The sequence below is a fragment of the Acidobacteriota bacterium genome, from assembly GCA_016195325.1.
Taxonomy (GTDB): domain Bacteria; phylum Acidobacteriota; class Polarisedimenticolia; order JACPZX01; family JACPZX01; genus JACPZX01.
In genome coordinates this window covers 1-18,883 of sequence record JACPZX010000057.1, presented here as the reverse complement: position 1 = coordinate 18,883, position 18,883 = coordinate 1, and the positions used below count along the sequence as shown (strand labels likewise).

Genomic DNA, 18,883 nt, shown 5'->3' with positions numbered 1-18,883 from the left:
GGGGGCGGGTTTTTTGTTGGGAGCTACTGGCACGTCCCCGTGTTCAGGAACACGTGGCACGGCCGGCTCGACGGCGGGTGTTCGTTGCCGAGCGTCCCCTGACCGTACGACCCTTCCTCGCTCTGCGTCTGCGCCGTGACGATGAAGTAGAGGGCCGTGCCGGGCAGGAAATTGGCCGGCTCGGGAATCGAGACCTGGGTCGCGCCGCCGGTCGTGCAGGTGTCGGGGAGATGATTCGTGAGCCCCTGCCCCATCCGGAAGTACCGCCCCATGTAAACGGCGTAGTCGCCCCCGGCGCACGTCGGGGGGACGGGGCCCCATCGGAGGTTGACGGTGAACGGGAAGGGATTGGACTGGTCGATCTCGAGGAATGAGGGATGCCCCGGAGGCGGCCCCGGCGCGACGCCGAACACACTGACACGGCCGAGAGGCGCCACGGGGCCCACGGAAAAAGCCGGCGCTCCGGCAGCCCACTCGGGGAAACCATCGCCGTCAAGATCGCCGATTGAATCGAAGGCGATCCCGAATCCCTCTCCCGGCGTCTGCCCCGCGACGCGGCACAGCTCGAGGCCGCTCCCGTTCGAGAAGACCGACAGCGATCCCGGAAGTCCGCTCGCCGGCTCTCCCGGCGCGCCGACGATGAGGTCGGGGACGACGTCTCCCGTGACATCCTTCGTGCCCCCCGTCGCGGCGCCGAAGGAGTCGCCCTGGATCGTGGTGTGGTGGACGAAGATCTCGGAGGCCGTCGCCCCTGAGAAGACGCGCACCTCGCCGCCGTGCTGGCCGGGGGCGAAGAGCGCGTTCGGCGCGCCCGCGGCTAAATCGGCGAGACCGTCGCCGTCGATGTCCCCGAGCGCCGCTACCGAGGCGCCGAAGTGATCTTCGGTGAAGTTGCCCGTCAGTTTCCTCGTAGGCGACCCGGTGGGCAGGACGATCTCGTACACCGCCCCCGCGTTGTTGAAGGTCGTCGCGGCGTTCGTCACATCCACGCCGGGCGCGCCGACGAGGAGGGCCGGCGTATTAGGGGGGCCCGGGTCGATCGTGCCTCGGATGAAGGCGACCGAGGTGCCGAAACGATCCCCCGCCAACTGCCCAAACAAATGGGGCGTTGCGAGGTCGCCCGTCGCTCCCGAGAAGACGAAGACCGCTCCTGAATCGGGCTGCATCCCCGCCGCATGAGGCGCGCCGGCGGCGAAATCGGGGATCCCATCGCCGTCAATATCGCCCAACCCGACGATGGCCGAGCCGAGCTGGGCCCCGCTCTGCTGGCCGACGACGTCGTAGATCACGCCGCCGTTCGCGCCGGAGATCGCGAAGATGCACCCTCCGCCCGGCCCCACCGATTCGGTAGCCCCGACGAGAAAATCGGGCACACCGTCGCCGTTGATGTCGCCGAGGGCCGCGATCGCCGAGCCGAACTCGCTCCCGACCGGCCCGGGCTCCTTGTACAGGAGGGTTCCGTCCCGGCCCGATAAGACGTAGACGGCAGGAGACTGTAAGGGCACCGGATTGGCCGCCGGCGCTCCGACGGCGAAGTCCGGGAAGCCGTCGCCGTTCACGTCGCCGATCGTGGCGACGGCGGATCCAAACCCCTGGTTCGGGACGGTGCCCGTCACCTGGTAGCGCGGCGTGCAGTCGGCCGCCCGCGCGGGGGTGACGATTATCGGAACGAAACAGCCTGCGAGGGAGAGCGCGAGGACAATCCGGAGGCGGAAGGGGCGGGTCATGAATTCCTCCTTCCCTGGATGTGTTCCCGGACTATACGCCGATTCAGGTATGCGGGCAACGGGTCAGACGGTATCCCGATGCCTGTCGATCCACGCCGCCCACGGCACGAGGAGCCACCCGGCCAGATCGGACCAGGCGACGGCCGCGACGCCCGGCGGCGGGGGACCGAAGATGAGGCCCGCGTAGATCGCGACGAGGAGGACGACGAGGCCGATCAGCGACCACGCTCCGGTGCGATCCCGGGCCCGCGTCGAGGAGGCGTAGACCCACACTCCGGCGGCGAAGAGCGCGCCCTCGACCGCGATCGTCGCGCCCACCGAGTTCCAGAGCCCGAACCCCAGCTTGATGCCGATCCCCGGCGCGATCGGCATGTCGGGGCGGTGCGTGACCACGTCGAGGACCCAGTGGCTCACGACCGCGAGAGCGATCACCCGCGCGCCACGAACGTCGGCCGCGAAATCGAGGCGCGCGCGCTGCGACAGCCAGAGGTAGACGGCCGCGAGGCCGAGCCCCCAGATGCACGCCATGAGCAGGCTGTGCGACCACGGGTAGGCGTCGAAGGCCAGTGGCGTGAAGGCGGTGTTGCCGGGTTCGATCCTCACCCTCTCCCACCCGGCGAGGAGGAAGAAGGGCCAGAGGAGATCGAGAAGGTTCGGCGCCGTCATCAGCCAGGCCAGAGACGCCTTCGGCGCGACGCGCTTGGCCGCGAAGCCGACGGCGAAGTGGCCGAGAAACATCAGCCCCTCACGAGCGTCCCGAGGTGCGACTCGACGGAGGCGGCGAGAGCGTCGAGGTCGTACCCCCCCTCGAGGAGCGAGACGATGCCGGGGCGCGCCGGCAGCCCGGCGGTCGCGGCCATCACCGTGCGCGTCAGATCCGCGAAACCTCCCTCCGTCACCTTCATCCCTCCCAGCGGATCGTCCCGGTGCGCGTCGAAGCCGGCGGAGATCACGATCGCGTCCGGCGCGAAGCGCTCGATCGCCGGAACGACGCGGCCGTCGAAGATCTCGCGGTACCGGTCGTCGCCGCAGCCCGCGGGAATCGGCGCGTTGAGCGTGAACCCCTCCCCCGCGCCGCGCCCCGTCTCGCGCTCGGAGCCGGTTCCGGGGTAGAACGGCCACTGGTGGATGCTGAAGTAGAAGACGCTCGGGTCGTCGTAGAAGAGGGCCTGGGTCCCGTTCCCGTGGTGGACGTCCCAGTCGATGATGAAGATCTTCGCGCGGCCGTGCCGTCTCTGGAAGTGCCGCGCGACGATCGCCGCGCTGTTGAAGAGGCAGAATCCCATCGCGGTGTCGCGCAGGGCGTGGTGTCCCGGGGGGCGCACCGCCGCGAACGCGGCCGAGCAAGCTCCCGACGCGACGGCATCCGCCGCGGCGATCCCCGCCCCGGCCGCGAGACGGGCGATCTCGTACGACCGTTCTGACACCCCCGTGTCCATCGAGTCGAGGATAGGGCTCCCCTGCTCGCACGTCCGCTTCACGCGCGCCACGTAGTCGGCGTCGTGGACCGCGGCGATCGCCTCCGTCGGAGCCGGCTCCGCCGTGAGAGGGGTGAGATCCTTCGCGAGACCGGAGGCGGCGACGCGCGAGGCGATCGCCTCGAGGCGCTGGGGGCGCTCGGGATGCCTGGGGCCGGTGAGGTGTTCGAGGTACCGCGGGTCGCTGACGTACCCGACGGAGCGCATCGGCTAGCGGCTGCTGCCTCCGCCGAAGAATCCCGTCAGCGTGTTGGTGACGGTGACGTCGTCCGGCAGCTTGATCTCGTACTTCGAGACGGCGATCTCGGGATTGATCATGATCTGATCGAAGTCGAGGTGCGTCCGGTCGCCGTCGGCCTCCACGTACTCGATGGCGCGCGGCTGGTTCACCTCCCGATCGAGCCAGATCCGAATCTCGGCGAGGCGCTTCTGGATGCGGCGCCCCTTCGGCTTGAGGACCAGGAGGTCGGTCGCCGCGATCCTGTTGTCGTGGGAGAGCGACATCTCGTACTCGCCGGCCAGATCCTCGAGGACCGATCCGAGTCCGAGGTACTTCACGATCCGCTTGCCGAACCGCGTCTTGATCTCCTCGGCGCGCTTCTCGTGCGGGTAGTACGCCATGACGCCGCGGGCGTCGAGGACGAGGACCTTCTCGGTCGGGGTCTTGTACTCCCAGAGGAACTTGTCGGGCTTGGTGTGGTAGAACTCGCCCGTCTGGATCACCGGCTCCTTGAGGAGGGCGATCGTCTTCACTTCCTTGAAGTGCGCCGAGATCCTCTGGATCCTGTCCTGGGCGCCGTCGAACCGCTGGATGGCCGCCGCCAGCTCCGGCTCCATGGGAACGGGCGCGGGAGCGAGAGGCTCCTGGGCGAAGATCGCCCCGAGGACCGCTGCGGCGACGACGGCGAGGGTCCCGGCGGACAGCAGGGCGTGGCGGTCAGAGACCCGTGCGTTACCCGACTTGTTCAGAGGGCACCTCAAGCGTGGGTGTGATCGTGAAGAGCGTGCAATTTAGCAGAGGAGTACAGGGGGCGCAACGAACGCGGGCCCGCGCGACGCGCGGTCGATCCGGGTACTCTTCGCCATACTGCCGGCTCTTGAGATGCCTCCGGCGTCGTCCCCGTTTCACGCCCCGTCGGGCGACGCAGCCCGCATCGAGATCCTCTCCCGGCCACCGGTATTGGGAATCCTCCGGTTGTGGCGTCACGGTTTCTGTCGACGACAAGCAACGTGACGCCACAGACCGGATGAGGCGCGGTTAATTACCCACGCCTCCTCGGACTTAGCCGGGCGCAGAAGCCACCCTCACCGCCTACGGCAGCGAGACGAACTGCCCCAGGAAGGCGCGCCCGTCGTCGGTGTCCACGCGGGCGAACTTCGACATCGCCCTGCAGACATCGTCGCCACCGAAACCGGCGACGCCGACGACCTCGTTGGTCCCGCGAAGCAGCGCCGGCGCGCCGGCATCGCCGAAGCAGGGTCCACCGTCGCCGAGCACCGGATTTCTGGACAGGACCAGGGGGACCGGCCCGAGGGCCAGGAAGTCTGCCACGGTGGCGAGGCGGGGACCGATCAGGCTGAAGGGGAAGAAGGGCATCCCGGTGCCGCTGAAGTCTCTATCCCCGATGCCGAATCCAACGACGTCGAAGCTCTCGTCGTGAAGGCCGTTGTGCACGTTGAGACTGTCCAGCTCGTGCAACGTCGGCAGCGTGGCCGGGGTAACTCCTGGAACGGCGCTCTTCAGAATCAGCACGCCGAGGCCGGTGTTGTCAGATCGCTGTACGGTCAGCGCGCCAGGGTTGGGGATTGACTGATCCACCTCGATGATGAGCGGGTTGGGGGTGCCGCTCGCATCGATCGGGTCCGTGAAGCCGGCGAAGAACCTGAAGCCCAGCGATTGCAGGACGTTGATGTTTCTCGCCACGATACCAAGGACGAGGACGACGTTGGGCGATATCAGCGCGCCGCCGGTGAGCCCGGGGCCCAGGTGGGTTGCGCCGGGCGGCAGCGCCTTCACCCAAGCCACGTACGGATGCGCGCCGTTGTCGGGCTGGCCGTTCGTGATGGCGAGGATGGGATTCGCGATCAGGAGAGCGATCGCAACGATCAGGAGACGAGAGACGATCAATCGGGCCATTGCCGTTCCCTCCATCATCCCGCGCGAGCGGGGTCAGAGTCTGGTCCGGGGCTGCCACGCGGACGCGCCGCCGAGCCGGCCGGACCGTTGACTGGCGATAGACGCCATCAGCAATAGCAAGAGAGTCGCCACGCGCCGGCGAGAGGGATTGCGCGACGATCATCGCGCAAGAGAAGCGTTTTCGTTGGTCAAACAACCACGGATCAGCTCATGGCGGTGCGGTGGTCTCCGAGAACCAGAGCCCCGCCTCCGATTTCCGGAGGCGCGACGAGACTAGAAGTTCTCGAGGAGGTAGAGATCCGACGTGGAGATGATGCGCGTGATGACCACCGTCCTGGCGTCGGGTGACAGCGCCAGCATGCCCACGTCCTCGTTGTCGGCCATCTCGGCGACCTTGCGCGGCGGCCGCGAGCCCTCGACGGATCTGAGCCAGATCTGTCGCGGATCCCCGGTCGCGTACGCCACGAACTCCCCGCCGCGCGACAGGATGCTCGACTTGGCGCCGTCGGGTATTTCACCGAGCGTCGAGACTCGGCCCGTCGAAATCGAAATCTCTTCGATGCGATCGGGACGCTCGGCCTCCACCCGACCGTCAACCGCCCATGTGCGGTGGATCATCCTGAGGACATCCTCGCTTCGGGTCCATGCCGCGACTTTGTACGACTCGCCGCGTTTCGGCCGGAGAAGATCGCGACTCTGGTTCGTGGCCCGGTCGTAGAGGCGCAGGGCGTGGCCTTCCCTGGTCGCCGAGTCGTACAGGATGTGTCGGCCGGAAGGGGAGGCCGTCACAAGAACGATTCCGTCGCTGCCTTCATCGGTGAAGAGAGGCGTGGGCGAGCCGCCCGAGCGGTCCGCGATCCAGATCGTGCGCGCCTCCTGGACCGCGTTCGCCGCCTCCTGCGGCGATGGAGACACCTGCTTGCACGCGAAGGCGACGACTCCGCCGCCGAGCGGGACGGGCCACAGGCATGAGAGCGAGCTTTCGTCCGTGAGAGGAGTCGACCCGTGACCCGAAATCGGAAGGGGAAGCCAGTTGATGATTCCGACCCCGTTGACGATGTGCGTGAAGAAGATCCCCGTTCCATCGGGATCGAATGCAGGTGTGCCCGCCTCGGCCTGCGTTGAAAAGACTTGATGGCGGGAAACGCCGTCCACTCCGACCTCGAGAAGGTCCTTCGTGGTCGTCGATCTCCTGAACACGATGCGCCTGCCCGCTCGATCCATCGTCGGCGAATCGTCGCCCGTGTAGTCGACGGTGAGGCGCCGTAGATCGCCCTGACCGAAAGCCGGGATCAGGAAGAGGCTCAGACGGAGATCCCTGTACGCGCCTGTGAGAATCGATTGTCCGTCAGCGGCCCATTGATAGTAGAGATTCGGCCTCAGGCCGGAGGGCAAGGGGATCTGCGTGCGCTCGCTTCCGTCGGGCCGGACCCTGTAGAGATTGTAGTTGTTGGTGAATGGACCCTTCGCGAGACACTTGTACATGAGCCAGTCCCCGTCCGGCGACCATCTGGGGCACCAGCAAGCCTCCTCCCCAACCTTGAAGGCGTAAATCACCCGCTCTTCGCCCGTCTCCATGTCACGGATGCGGATGTCCCCGGCTGATTGCGCATTGCGCGACGTGGAGTAGGCGAGGTGCCTTCTGTCCGGAGCAAAGTCGGGAAAGATGCCTTTCTCGAGGAGAACGCGCGGCTCTCCGCCGGAGATTGGAAGTTCCCACAGCGGCGTGTCCCAGGCGCCGCTCCCTCGCAAGCCCAGGAGCGTGTCTCCTTTAGCGCCCCACCCCATGGGCACGAACCCGTCCTTGAAGTTCGTGAGCTGGCGAGGCGTGCCGCCGCCGATCGGCATGATCATCGCCTGCCAATCGACCCCGGCCGCGGAGGCGAACGCGAGCATCGTGCCGTCGGGGGAGAAGTAAGGAAAAGACGAGCTTCCGTCGAACGTCAGGCGCTTCAACGTCGGCAGCGCGGCCCCCCGACCCTTCGCCCCCTTCAGCGCGGCCGTGGTCTTCATCATCTGCCAGCCCGCCGCCGCCGCGAGCCCGACGGCCACGAGAAGGGCGGCAGTCAGGGCCCAAGGCAACGTGCGACGCCGCGCATCGGGCAGAGGAATCTGATCGAGCGTCTTCGTCAGCTCGGCGCCGTCCGCGAATCGTTCCTGAGGGTCTTTCTTCAGACAGCGGAGGACGACGGCGTTGAGGGCGGCCGGCGTGCCGGGCCGGATCGCCGCCGCGGAGGGTGGATCGTCCTTGAGGATCGAGGCGATCAGCTCGGGGTACGTGCGGCCCGTGAAGGGATGCTTGCCCGCGAGCATCTCGTAGAGGACGACTCCGAACGCGAAGACATCCGATCGGGAGTCGGCGGGGCGGGCTTGGATCTGTTCCGGTGAGAGGTAGTGGGACGTCCCCACGATCGCACCGGGAGCCGTGAGAGAGGTCTCCGCGATCCCCAGGGTCTCCTCATGCAGCCGGGTGGAGATCTGCGACACGTTCGAGGGGCTCTCGCCGGAGGTGGAGACCGCACCCTGCGAGTCTCCCATGGGCTTCGCCAGGCCGAAGTCGAGCACCTTCACGCGACCGTCGGGCAGGAGCATGATGTTCTCGGGCTTGATGTCGCGGTGGACGATCCCGCGCTCGTGCGCCGCCGAAAGGGCGGCCGCGACCTGCCGTCCGATGCGGGCCGCGTCGGCGAAGGGCAGACCCTTCTCGCGCCTGAGTCGCCGCCTCAGCGTCTCGCCGGGGAGAAGTTCCATCGTGACGAACGGACGCCCATTCGACTCGCCCACGTCGTGCACGACGCAGATGCTCGGGTGGGAGAGCGTCGCCGCCATGCGCGCCTCGCGGAGGAGGCGCGCACGGCCGTGGCTGTCCTCCGGCATCCCAGCCCTCAGCAGCTTGACTGCTACGTCGCGCTGAAGAACCGAGTCCCAGGCGCGATAGACCTCACCCATGCCGCCCGCGCCGAGCGGCTCTCGAAGCTGGTAGCGCTCCGGGGAAGTCTCTTCCGGCATGACCTCAGCGCTCGCCCGCCAAGCCGTAACGGCGGATCTTCTCGTACAGTGTCGACTCGGCGATGCCGAGGCGTCGTGCCGCGGCGCGGCGCTGGCCGTCGCAATCTCGAAGCGCATGGGAGATGGCCGCCCGCTCGATCTCTTCGAGCGACCGCGGCGCCGTGGCAGAAGGCGCCTCCGCGATCGCTGTCTCCGCGAGGAGTTCCTCGACGAGATTCCGGGTAATGGCCCCTCCCTGCGCGCGCATCACCGCCCGGAGGATCAGGTTCCTCAGCTCCCGCACGTTACCCGGCCAGAGATGCTCGCGAAGTGGGGCGAGTGCGTCCTCATCGACGCGAGTCTGGCCGGCGGCGGCCACTCCTGTGTGACGACTCGAATCCTCAAGGAAGACGTGGACGAGATCCGGGAGATCCTCGATCCGGTCGCGAAGCGGCGGCAGCGCGATCGGCGCGACCGACAGCCTGAAGTACAGGTCCTTCCTGAACCTCCCAACGGCCATCTCCTCCGACGGATTCCGATTCGTCGCAGCCACGACCCTGAAGTCGCTTCGCGCGCTGCCGCCGCCGATCCGTGGAACGATTCCATCATCGAGAACGCGCAGCAGCTTGGGCTGCAGATCGGGAGGAAGCTCCGTGATTTCGTCCAGAAAGATGGTGCCTCCGGACGCCTCCTCGAACGCGCCGCGATGGTCCGACGCGGCGCCGGTGAAGGCGCCCTTCACGTGTCCAAAGAGCTGGTCCTCCATCATTTCTCTGGGAATCGCGGCGCAGTTGAGCGGCACGAACGGCCCGCGCGCCCTCTGGCCGAGGGCGTGGATGGCGCGTGCCGTGAGCTCCTTTCCCGTTCCTGTCTCGCCTACCAGAAGCGCGGGCACGTTGCCCGCTGCGGCCTCGAGGATGCGTGCGTAGACTTTCTGCATCGGCTCGCTCCGCCCCGTCAGCTCCGCGAGACCGGGCCCCGCGCTACGCGACGACTCACTGGTGCGCACGAGATCGCCGGCGTCGCCGCACGTCGTCAGGAGGAGCGTGGACCTCCCGATCCGCACGCGGCTGCCGATCCGTGCCACGGCTGCCTCCACGCGTCGGCCCTCGAGATGCGTGCCGTTACGGCTGCCCAGATCCCGGACGCGAAGCCCCTCCGGGACGCGCTCGAACGACGCGTGCCGCCAAGAGACGGCGGGATCCTGGAGGATCAGATCACAGTCGGGCGCGCGGCCTGCGAGGAGCGCGGGCGCGTCGAGATCGACCGACAGGCCGACGTCGAGGCCACCGACGACGATGACGCGTTGGACGGATCCACTCTCATCAACGTTCGAGGATCCTTCCTCCGGGTTGGTCGAGTGCGAGTGTGTCCCGGGCGCAGATGGGGCGTCGGTCGCCGATGGCGCCTCGGAGCCGGGCGGCGACCATCTCAGGCGGTATCCGCCGAGCAGCGCGACGTCTCCGGGTGCAAGCGAGGACTCCTTGACCAGATGCCCGTTGACGAGGACCGACTCCTCCCCCACCGCCCGGATGCTTGCCTCCGGCCCGGAGATGGTGAGCTCGGCGTGCGCATCGGCGATCTCAGGGAGCGTCAACACGATGCCGTTCGCTCTCGCCCGGCCGATGAGCGTCGTGCCGTCCTCCAGCTCGAACGCCAGCAGCGGCATCGAACCGAGGGAGACGAGCAGCTTCCCCATCGCGCCTCTCACGTCTCCATCAAGAAGTCAGAACGTCCATCGAACGCCGGCGACGTAGCGGCGTGGCTGCTGATAACCGGTCGCTCGGAGATCAGGATCCCTGGAATTCACCTGCGTCACGATCTCCGAGTCAAGAGCATTGACGATGGAGACGATTGCCTGGAGCTTCGTCTTCGGGAACGGGATGTTCTTTCTCAGATCCAGATCGAGCTGTTGGAATGTGGGGCGCCTCAGGTAGCCGCGCGGCCGGATGAACTTCCTCCCGTAGGGGTCGAACACGAACCTGTTGATCGGCTGGCCCGTCGTGAATTCGTAGCCGTAGCCTATCTGAAGGGACCACGGAAGATCCCAGTATCCGTTCGATTTCACATCGTGCGTCGCGTCGTACGAGAGGTTTCCGTACCTGTTGACCCTCTGGGCGGGAGTGTCGAAGTCATCCCCCAGGCCCCCGGTCCACTCCACGTTTCCCCGACTGCGACCGACGGTGTAGGACGACCAGAGATGGAAACGGTGGCCCGCGACCGCCGCGAGGCGCACTTCGGCGCCGACGTGCTTGCGCGTCAGGCCCGCGAGGTTGTCGATGACGCAGGCGCCGGTCGTCACGTTGCAGGTATCCTCGATGATGTCCCGGGTCTCGCGCGACACGAGGGTGACGGCGGCGAACGTCTGGCTCGAGATCTGCCGCTCGTACGCCACCGAGTACTCGATCACGTTCGTCGGATTGAGATTCCCGTCGTGGGCGAACTTTTCGCCGCTAGGCCCCCCGAAAGTCCCGAAGAACGCGTGCGGATCGACGACGCCGTTTCCGTCCAGATCCACGGGAACCGGACCGGCCCCCGTGAGGTACCCCGCGATCTCCTCGTTGACGTAGACGTTCGTGGTGTTCGCTCGCGTGTTGACGACTCTCGGAAGAGCGAGCAACGATGGGTGCGCGAAAACGCCGCCGAATATCTTGATCACGTTGCGCGCATCGCCGGTGACGTTCCAGGCGATCCCGGTGCGAGGCTCGAGGAGGGCGCCATCGAAGACCCGGCGCCCTTGATCGTCATCATAGAAATAGGCGTCATACCGGAGTCCGAGGTTGAAGGTCCACCGCGACAGAGGCTGCCACTCGTCCTGGATGAAATAGCCGGCCACCTGTCCCGCGTCATGGAGCCAGCCGCGCGACTTCACCTCGTTGTAGAAGAGGGGTGTCAGGACGCCGTTGGCGTCCGGTGCGATGTCGTCGGCCTCGCCCCCCGGGACCGCCTCGTTGAACTCCAGGCGCGGCGACTGGTAGTCGAGGCCGAGCTTGAAGGTGTGATCGCCTCCCCATGCGGGGACGTGCCATGTCAGCGTCGCGTTCGCCTGATCTCGGAGGCGGTTGGAGAGCTGAATCTCCGTGGCATTGCGCGTCTGCTCGCCCGTGAAGATGTTCGTGAAGCCGATCGTGTGCAGATCACCGCTTTCCGGCGTGAAGTTCACAGGCGAGGCGTAGTGGGCGACCTGAGCGTGAAGGAGTACGTTGGGCGAGAGGATGCCGTTGTACTGGACCGTTTCAAATCGGCTGCTGAACTTCGCCTTCAAGGTGGCTTCCCCGGCGACCAGCGGGCCCGCGTTGGCATTGTCCGTCGTCGTGGGATTGTCGGTCAGCTGAAAGCTCAGCCTGTGCGCTGGGTTGATCTGCCAGGTCAACTTGCCGAGGTAGTAGTAACCCAGGGAGTCAATTCGCGACGGACTCCCCGGCGGCTGAATCTCGAGCTGATTGTACAGACCGGCGACGAAGAACCAGAGCCTGTCCTTGACGATGGGTCCTCCGAGTGTCCCCTGGAGATTGTCGGTCCGCGGGGCGGAGGCATCCGGATCGAAATGGTCGCCCTTCTCGCTGAGATTCTTGTCCCGGTAGCGGTAGTCCGCCGAGCCTGACAGCTCGTTGCCGCCCGATTTCGTGACGATGTTCGCGATCCCGCCGGTCGCGCGGCCGAACTCCGCGGGGAAGCCCCCCGTCTGGAACTGGATTTCCTGGATCGCGTCGTAGATGAACTGTATCCCCGTCGTCGACGTCGCGGGATCGGTGGAGTCCACCCCGTCCACGAGGTAGGCGTTTTCTCCCACCGTGGCGCCTCGAACCGTCGGGATTCCGCCGGTCGCAGAGCGGGGTCCCGTCCCGGCGCCGCTCCGGGCGACGCTCAGGTAGTCCCGGCCGGGCGGACCGATCCGTGCCTGCTCCAGATACGCTGTGGTGTAGTTGTCCTGTGTGCTCGTGGCCGCGACGTCCACGAGGGGCACGCTCCCGATGACGGTGACAGTCTCGGTGCCCCCTTCCACGATAAGGTCCGCAATGATGAAGGTTTCTCTCCCGATGCTGACCACCACGCTTTCCTGCTCGATCACGTGGTATCCGGGAGCGGCGTAGCTCAACGAGTAGGAGCCCGGCGGCAGCGCTCGGAACGCGAACTCGCCCCTGGAGTCGCTCGTGGCGGCGCGCTCCCCCTGCAGGTTCGCGCCCTTGAGGGCGACAAGAACTTCGGGGATCGGTTGCCGGTGCTCGTCCCGCACCGACCCCTTGAGATCGCCCGTCTGCTCAACCGCCGATGCCGGCTGGCCCGCGCCGAGAACAAGGGCAATGAAGGCCCCAATGGTCAAACGAAGGAATCTGCCGGATCTGGGTCCCCCATGCATGGTCGCCCCCCTCGCGGCTTACGCTCAACGGCTGCCCGTGCACCGGTGGAGATTCGCCGTCGGTCCCTGGGACCCCTCCCGTCGCGGGATCGTGGTGGCTGTCGGGAACAAGGAACCTGGTGGAACGGATGATGCGCCGATAATACTTGTTGCAGGTCTTTTCGGCCAGCTGTCATCCGATCCGGCGCGATCGAACGACCGATCACCCAGATCTACAGGAAGGGCTCGCGGAAGGACGCCCTCACGACTGCGGTGAGTTGCTGGGAACGCCGAGAGCGAAGGGCCGGTACTTCTCCGGGATGTTGATGCGGTTCTCGTTGTAGAGCTTCTTCCAGTAGTCGTCGAGCGCCGTCTGGAACTTCTCCTGCTTGATCTTGTTCTCGATTCCGCTCTTCACCGCCTCGAAGTCGGGCTCCTTCGCGTCGGTCTTGGTGTCGAGCTGAATCAGATGGACGCCGTGGGACATCGCGACCGGCTCGGAGACCTCGCCCGGCTTCATCTTCTCCACTGCCGCGCGCAGGGCCGGGGAAAGATCGGCCGCGCTCATCGGCCCGACCAGCCCCTCCTGGAAGCGCGACGGCGCCTCGGAGTACTTGAGGACGAGCTCCGCGAACGGTGTCCCGGCCGCGAGCTCGGCCTTGATCTGCGCGGTGATCGCGTCGAGCTCCGGGTCGGTGTGCCCGTCGGAGAGCAGAACGATCTCGCGGATCTTGTAGCTCTCGTCCACGCGGAACTCCTCGCGGTGCTTCTCGAAGTAGGCCTTCAGCTCGTCGTCGGTGACGACGAGCTTCTGCCTCACCTCGAGGTTGATCATGATGTCGGGGACGTTGTACCGGAGGAGCGTCTTCCGGAGCTCCTCCTGCGTGAGCCCCTCCTGCTTGAGCAGCGCGCTCATCTCGTCGTTCGTCTTGATCCCCTGCTGCTCCTTCAGGTTGTCGATCGCCTGCTGGTAGACCTTGTCGAGGTCGAGGCCGAGGATCTCGGCGCGCTGGACCAGGAGCAGCTCGCGGATCATGTCGGTCAGGAGGTTCTTGCGCGCCTCGGTGATCTTCGCCTCCAGCTCGTCCCCGGCGAACTGGCGGGTGAGCTGCTGGCGGATCTGGGCCTCCCGATCGGCGATCTCCGAGCGCGTGAGGATCTGCCCGTTGACGAACGCGGCGACCTCTTCGATGATCTCGCCCCTGACCGGCGGGGCTCCGGGGCCGAACGCGGCGACGGCGATCGACAGCCCGAGCGCCACCAGAGCCGGCTTCAGCTTCATGCGGCACGCTTCCTGTAGGTGAACGGCAGCCTCTCTTCGTGGAGCACCAGCCCGGCCTTCTGCCGGAGCGAGTCCATGTAGGCGTTGTATTTCTTCTTCCCCTTCTCCTGAAGGAGCGTCACGCGGATCCGATCCGACGCCTCCGCGAGGTCGACGACGCGGGCCGGCTGCCTCTTCTCCACCTTGAAGACCCGGCTCCCCATCGGATCGGTGACGACTTCGGTGATCCCTCCCGTGGGAACCGCCCCCGCCGCGGTCACGATGGCGGGTGAGAGGTCGGCCTCGTCGTAGGGGCGCGCGCGGCCGCCGTCGGGGGCCATCGAGCTCGCCCTCGCGATCTCCTCGAACCGGTTCGGGTCTTTCATCAGCTCCTCGCGCACCTGCCGGGCCGCGCTCTCGTCCTCGAGAAGGATCTGTCGCAGGACGACGTGGGCCGTCTGGTTGAACTCGTCCTTGTGGGCCTCGTACCAGGCGGCGATCTCGCTGGACTCGACGGACAGATCCTTCAATATCTTCTCCTGGCGGAACTTCCTGACGAGCAGCGCGCGCCGCGCCCGTTCGCGCGCGCTTGGAGGCATCGACGGCTCATCAGGCTCGTGGCCGTCCTCGGGCCTCTCCGCCGCCACGCCGTCCGGCCGCTGGAGATCCCGGAGCGACTCGTTGACCTCGCGCTCGGTGACCGTCATCCCCTCTTTCGCGGCCCGCCGCGCGATCAGCTCCTCGTCGATGAAGCGGTCCAGGAGCCGGCTCATCAGCTCCGCCTGGTCCGGCTCCGCCGTCTCGTCGGCCCCGGCGGGTGTGATGGAGGCGACGTACGCGTTGAAGGCCGAAAGCGTCACCGCGTGCCCCTCGATCTCGGCGATCGCGTCGGGGCTCGCGGTCGTCTCCCCCGATCCGTTCGACGGGTGGCAGGCCACGAGCACCAGCAGGAAGGCGGGAAGGATCGCGCGCGCCGCGAGGGACATTCGTTGGCCCACTCTACCAAGTCATCCCAGGTCCCGCAAGACGCCGAGCGATCGGACCATCCGCTCCGGGGGGGTCCAGGATCCCGGAACCCTCAGCACCCCCGTCGGGGAGAGCGTCGTCCCGGGGTGCGCCCGCACGTAGTCGAGGAGCTTCGCGGGTGGGAGCGGCGTCGTCTCCGAGAACTTGATCTGGAGCGTCCCCGCGCGCAGATCGATCTGCTGCACGTGGAGCTTCTCCGCCACGAGCCGCAGCTTCGCCGCCTCGAGTAGCCGCAGCCCCTCGGCCGGAAGCCTCCCGAAGCGATCCCCCATCTCCTCCTGGATCGCGTCGATCTCCTCCTCCGTCCGGGCCGAGGCGATCTTCTTGTAGAGCACGAGCCGCAGCCCCTCCTCGGGGACGTAGCCGTCGGGGATCTTGAGATCGACGCCGAGGTTGATCTGGCTCCGGAACTCGGGAAGGGGCTCCCCTCCCTTCATCTCCTCGATCGTGCGCTCGAGCATCCGGCAGTACATCTCGAACCCCACGGCCGCGATCTGTCCGTGCTGCTGGCGGCCGAGGAGGTCGCCGGCGCCGCGGATCTCGAGATCCATCGCCGCGATGCGGAACCCCGATCCCAGCTCGGTGAAGTCCTGCAAGGCCTGAAGCCGCTTGCGGGCGATCTCGGACAGCGTGCGGTCCGGTGGAATCAGGAGGTACGCGTACGCCTGCTTGTCCGAGCGGCCGATGCGGCCGCGGAGCTGGTAGAGCTGCGAGAGGCCGAAGCGGTCGGCGCGGTTCACGATCAGAGTGTTGCAGCGCGGGACGTCGAGGCCGTTCTCGATGATCGTCGTGCTGACGAGGACGTCGATCTCCCCCTGCGTCAGGCGCATCATCGCGCCCTCGAGCTCGTTCTTCCCCATCTGCCCGTGGGCGACGCCGACGCGCGCCTCGGGGACCAGCTTCCGGATCAGGTTCGCGGCCGCGTAGATGCTCTCCACGCGGTTGTGGACGAAGTAGACCTGCCCTCCCCGCGAGAGCTCGTGCCGGATCGCCGGGGCGAGGATCGTCTCCTTGAACGGGAGGAGGTGCGTCTGGATCGCGAGGCGGCTCTCGGGCGGCGTCTCGACGAGGCTCAGGTCGTAGACCCCCATCAGCGCCATCTGCAGGGTGCGCGGGATCGGCGTCGCGGAGAGGGTGAGGACGTCGACCGACCTCTTGAGCTTCTTGATCCTCTCCTTGTGCGCGACGCCGAAGCGCTGCTCCTCGTCGACGACCAGGAGCCCGAGGTCGCGGAACTCGATGTCGGCGGACAACAGCCGGTGCGTGCCCACGACGATGTCCACCTCGCCGGCCGAGATGCGCGCGACCGTCTCGGCCATCTCCCTGTCGGTGCGGAAGCGGCTGAGCATCTCGACCCTCGTCGGGAACGGGGCGAAGCGCGAGGTGAAGGTGTTGTAGTGCTGGAGGGCGAGGACCGTCGTCGGCGCGAGAATGGCGACCTGCTTCCCGTCCATCACGGCCTTGAACGCGGCCCTCAGGGCGACCTCGGTCTTCCCGAAGCCGACGTCGCCGCACAACAGCCGATCCATCGGCTCGGGCTTCTCCATGTCGCGCTTCACGTCGGTGATGGCGCGCGCCTGATCGGGGGTCAGCTGCCACGGGAAGGAGGTCTCGAACTCCTTCTGCCAGTCGGTGTCTCCGGCGAAGGTGTGCCCCTCCTGGGTTTTTCGCGCCGCGTACAGGTTCAGCAGCTCGACGGCCATCTCCTCCATCGCCTTGCGGACGCGCTTCTTCGTGCGCGTCCACGCCTGACCGCCGAGCCTGTCGAGGGGCGGGTGGCTGCTTCCCGAGCCGACGTACTTCTGGACGAGGTCGAGGCGGTCCATCGGCACGTAGAGCTTGTCGCCGTTCGCGTACGTCAGGATCATCGATTCGATTTGGACGGCCTGCGCGCGCCACACGTCCCCGCCGGCCGCCGACGGGCTGGCCACGCGGACGATGCCGTCGTAACGGCCGACGCCGTGATCGACGTGGACCACGTAGTCACCGATCTTGAGGTCGCGGAAGTCGGAGGCGAAGGTGGGGATGGGCGAGCGGGCGTGCGCCCGCGTCTCGACGCCGAAGAGCTCGCGCTCGGTGACGAGGTGCCAGAAGGCCTGCGCCAGGCTGAACCCCTCGCTGACAGGCGCCGTCCCGAGGTAGAGCACGGCGCCCCCCGAGTCCGGCGACTCGTCCGCCTCGGCGAGATCGCGCGCGCCGACCCCCGCCTCGTCGAGGAGCTCGCGCATGCGCTTCGTCGTGCCGACGCTCGACATCAGGATGCAGGTCGTCTCGCCGCCCCGCATCCGGCGCTTCATCTCCTCGAGAAACGACGTGATGCGGCCCCGGTACGACGGCGCGCCGGCGGCGACGATCGGGAGGGTGAGGGCGCCCGCGGCGCTGTTCCCCTCGCCGGAGTCGTCCGCCTGAAGCCGCAGATGCCGCAGCGACCAACGCGCCCGGTCGGTGAGGAGCCGGTCGATCTCTTCCGGCGGGACGAAGAGCTCGGCGGGCGGCGGAAGCGCCGGGTTCGGCATCGACGCGTGCGATCGGACGAGATCCGCCCAGAGATTTCGCGCCTCCTCGCGCGTCATCTCGGGCTCGTCGACGCAGAAGAGGTGATCCGGCGCGTAGTCGGCGAGGGTCCCCGTCCTCGGCAGCGCAAGGCGCGCGCACATCTCGACGCCGGGGAAGCGCCCCTGGTGATCGAGGAGGGAGATCAGCTTCGCGGCCCCGTCGCCGCGCCCCGCCAGCGCCCGCGAGAGGGATGATCTCTCGACGCCGCCGAGGACGATCTCGCGCGCGGGCGTGAAGAGGCACGCGTCGATCGTCTGGGTCGATCGCTGCGCCCCCGGATCGAAGAGGCGCATCGACGCGATCGCGCTCCCGTCGAGCTCGATGCGCACGGGCGACTCGAGAGCCGGCATGAAGAGATCGATCACGCCGCCGCGCCGCGAGAACTCCCCAGGCGTCGCGACCATGTCGACGCGCTCGTACCCCTGGTTCACGAACCACGTCATCTCGTCGGCCTCGCGCCACTCGACCCCGGTCCCGAGGAGCAGGCACCGGTTGCCGAAATCCGCCGCCGGCTCGAGCGGAGTGAACAGCGCTTCCACGGAGGCCACGAGGATCGAGCACTCCCCCGTCGCGAGGGCCGCGAGAGCTCGCATCCGCCGCGTCACGAACGAGAGGTGGGGCGCGATCCCCTGGTAGGGGTCGGCGTCGAGCGAGGGGAAGACGTGGATCTTCGCGATGTCGGCGAGACCGAAGGCGTAGCCGAGTGACCTCAGGTCGTCGCCGAGGGCCGAGGCCTCCGCGTCCGATCGCGTGATGAGGGCGCAGGGAACCCCCAGCGCGTGATGCACGCCGAGAAGGTGCAGGGCCTTCGCCGGGTTCGGGAGGCCCGTGACCGAGACGGATCTTCCCCTCCCCCTCTCTTCCTTGAGGGCCTCGAGGAGGGCCGTGAACGACGGAGTTGCCAGCGGCGCGATCAACCGCCGGCCGAGGGCCGGTGGCATGTGGCGGACAGGTTAGACGATGGAGGGGCGCGGGGTCACGCCGGGGGGGGTCCACGCCCTCGCGCCCGGGAGTCCGCGGCCCGGCGAGGGTGGGGCTACCTGGCAATCGGATTGACAATCAGCCCCAACGGTTCCACCATATTCCCATGATCCGACGGCTTCTCGAGGGGCGTCTGCGCGCCATGGCCCGGAAGTTTCCTGTTGTCACGGTCACCGGACCGCGGCAGTCGGGCAAGACCACTCTGTGCCGGGCGGTCTTTCCTGGCCTGCCCTACGTCTCGCTCGAGGCACCCGACATCCAGGAGTACGCGCGCCGGGATCCGCGCGCGTTCTTGGGGCAGTATCCCGAAGGAGCGCTCCTCGATGAAGTGCACCGTGTCCCCGATCTGCTCTCCTACATCCAGACGATCGTGGATGCCCGCCCCGTCGC

12 protein-coding genes are annotated in these 18,883 nt (G+C 67.4%); 1 reads left to right on the top strand and 11 read right to left on the bottom strand.

Features of this window, described 5'->3' with window-relative positions; translation table 11 throughout:
• Nucleotides 1-23: 23 nt before the first annotated feature.
• From HY049_10975 to mfd, 11 genes are all read right to left on the bottom strand, one after another.
• Nucleotides 24-1,727 carry an FG-GAP repeat protein gene (locus HY049_10975; GenBank protein ID MBI3449425.1) on the bottom strand — a complete coding sequence of 568 codons (1,704 nt, stop codon included), beginning with the start codon at nt 1,725-1,727 and terminating at the stop codon, nt 24-26.
• A gap of 63 nt (nt 1,728-1,790) precedes the next feature.
• On the bottom strand, nt 1,791-2,465 hold the full coding sequence (locus HY049_10970) for a hypothetical protein (GenBank protein MBI3449424.1): 675 nt from the start codon (nt 2,463-2,465) through the stop codon (nt 1,791-1,793).
• Nucleotides 2,465-3,412 (bottom strand): histone deacetylase, encoded by a 948-nt coding sequence (locus HY049_10965; GenBank protein MBI3449423.1) that lies wholly within the window; start codon nt 3,410-3,412, stop codon nt 2,465-2,467. The genes HY049_10970 and HY049_10965 overlap by 1 nt, the downstream gene beginning before the upstream one ends.
• 3 nt (nt 3,413-3,415) lie before the next feature.
• A complete protein-coding gene (locus tag HY049_10960; protein MBI3449422.1) occupies nt 3,416-4,186 on the bottom strand; it encodes an outer membrane lipoprotein carrier protein LolA in 771 nt (256 codons plus the stop codon).
• A 331-nt stretch (nt 4,187-4,517) separates the two neighbouring features.
• Nucleotides 4,518-5,342 (bottom strand): hypothetical protein, encoded by an 825-nt coding sequence (locus HY049_10955; protein MBI3449421.1) that lies wholly within the window; start codon nt 5,340-5,342, stop codon nt 4,518-4,520.
• 273 nt (nt 5,343-5,615) lie between these two features.
• Entirely contained in the window at nt 5,616-8,351 is a 2,736-nt protein-coding gene (locus HY049_10950) for a serine/threonine-protein kinase (protein MBI3449420.1), read from the bottom strand.
• A gap of 4 nt (nt 8,352-8,355) precedes the next feature.
• On the bottom strand, nt 8,356-10,041 hold the full coding sequence (locus HY049_10945) for a sigma 54-dependent Fis family transcriptional regulator (GenBank protein ID MBI3449419.1): 1,686 nt from the start codon (nt 10,039-10,041) through the stop codon (nt 8,356-8,358).
• Nucleotides 10,042-10,056: 15 nt separating this feature from the next.
• Nucleotides 10,057-12,654 carry a TonB-dependent receptor gene (locus HY049_10940; GenBank protein MBI3449418.1) on the bottom strand — a complete coding sequence of 866 codons (2,598 nt, stop codon included), beginning with the start codon at nt 12,652-12,654 and terminating at the stop codon, nt 10,057-10,059.
• Nucleotides 12,655-12,931: 277 nt separating this feature from the next.
• Nucleotides 12,932-13,951: a peptidyl-prolyl cis-trans isomerase gene (locus HY049_10935; GenBank protein ID MBI3449417.1), complete on the bottom strand. Its 1,020-nt coding sequence runs from the start codon at nt 13,949-13,951 to the stop codon at nt 12,932-12,934.
• Entirely contained in the window at nt 13,948-14,928 is a 981-nt protein-coding gene (locus HY049_10930; protein ID MBI3449416.1) for a peptidyl-prolyl cis-trans isomerase, read from the bottom strand. Before HY049_10930 ends, HY049_10935 begins: the two co-directional genes overlap by 4 nt.
• A 9-nt stretch (nt 14,929-14,937) precedes the next feature.
• The gene (gene mfd, locus HY049_10925) at nt 14,938-18,453 is read right to left on the bottom strand and encodes a transcription-repair coupling factor (GenBank protein MBI3449415.1); all 3,516 of its coding nucleotides are present in this window, start codon (nt 18,451-18,453) and stop codon (nt 14,938-14,940) included.
• A gap of 146 nt (nt 18,454-18,599) precedes the next feature.
• Between mfd and HY049_10920 the strand changes: the two genes are divergently transcribed.
• A partial coding sequence (locus HY049_10920; protein ID MBI3449414.1) for an AAA family ATPase occupies nt 18,600-18,883 on the top strand: 284 nt, incomplete at its 3' end.

Coding starts and splice junctions, on each gene's coding strand:
- HY049_10975 (MBI3449425.1), bottom strand. CDS start 1,727: ATGACCCGCCCCTTCCGCCTCCGGATTGTCCTCGCGCTCTCCCTCGCA.
- HY049_10970 (MBI3449424.1), bottom strand. CDS start 2,465: ATGTTTCTCGGCCACTTCGCCGTCGGCTTCGCGGCCAAGCGCGTCGCG.
- HY049_10965 (MBI3449423.1), bottom strand. CDS start 3,412: ATGCGCTCCGTCGGGTACGTCAGCGACCCGCGGTACCTCGAACACCTC.
- HY049_10955 (MBI3449421.1), bottom strand. CDS start 5,342: ATGGCCCGATTGATCGTCTCTCGTCTCCTGATCGTTGCGATCGCTCTC.
- HY049_10950 (MBI3449420.1), bottom strand. CDS start 8,351: ATGCCGGAAGAGACTTCCCCGGAGCGCTACCAGCTTCGAGAGCCGCTC.
- HY049_10935 (MBI3449417.1), bottom strand. CDS start 13,951: ATGAAGCTGAAGCCGGCTCTGGTGGCGCTCGGGCTGTCGATCGCCGTC.
- mfd (MBI3449415.1), bottom strand. CDS start 18,453: ATGCCACCGGCCCTCGGCCGGCGGTTGATCGCGCCGCTGGCAACTCCG.